The 613-nt window shown below is 76.7% G+C and carries 1 protein-coding gene; it reads right to left on the bottom strand.

Going from position 1 to position 613, the window contains the following annotated elements; all coding sequences use genetic code 11:
- On the bottom strand, positions 1 to 613 hold a 613-nt coding region (locus tag ACYVE9_RS30070), incomplete at both ends, for an amidohydrolase family protein (protein ID WP_461031019.1).

Below are 613 nucleotides of genomic sequence, written 5' to 3'. Positions count from 1 at the left end.
GCCGGCCGCCGACGACGGTGTGGCGGACGTCGGCGGCGGTCGCCGCGAAGACGGCCGACTCGGCGGCCAGCCGGGGCAGCGGGCCCGCGGTGCGCACACTGTCCAGGGCGACGGTGGTGAAGTCTGCGAACGAGCCCGGCTCCAGCCGTCCGGCCTCCGGCCAGCCGAGGGCGACGTGGCCGTCCTCGGAGGCGGCACGCAGCAGTTGCGAGGCGGTCCAGTGGCCGCGGGTGCGGGTGCGCAGCCGCTCGTTGAGCTCCATCGCCCTGGCCTCCTCCAGCAGGTCGACGACGGCGTGGCTGTCGCTGCCCAGCGACAGCGGGCTGCCGGCCCGCTGCACCGCGGCGGCCGGCCCGATGCCGTCGGCCAGGTCCCGTTCGGTGGTGGGGCACATGCAGACTCCGGTGCCGGTGCCGCCGAGCAGTGCGACGTCCTCGTCGGTGAGGTGGGTGGCGTGCACCGCGGTGGTGCGCGGGCCGAGCACGCCGTGGTCGGCGAGCAGCCGGGTGGGTGTGCAGCTGTGGGCCTCGTGACAGCTCTCGTTCTCGGCGGGCTGCTCGGAGAGGTGGACGTGCAGCGGGGCGTCGCGCCGGGCGGCCCAGCCCGCGACGGT

Source organism: Streptomyces sparsus (assembly GCF_054776295.1).
This window is presented reverse-complemented; position numbering and strand designations above follow the sequence as displayed.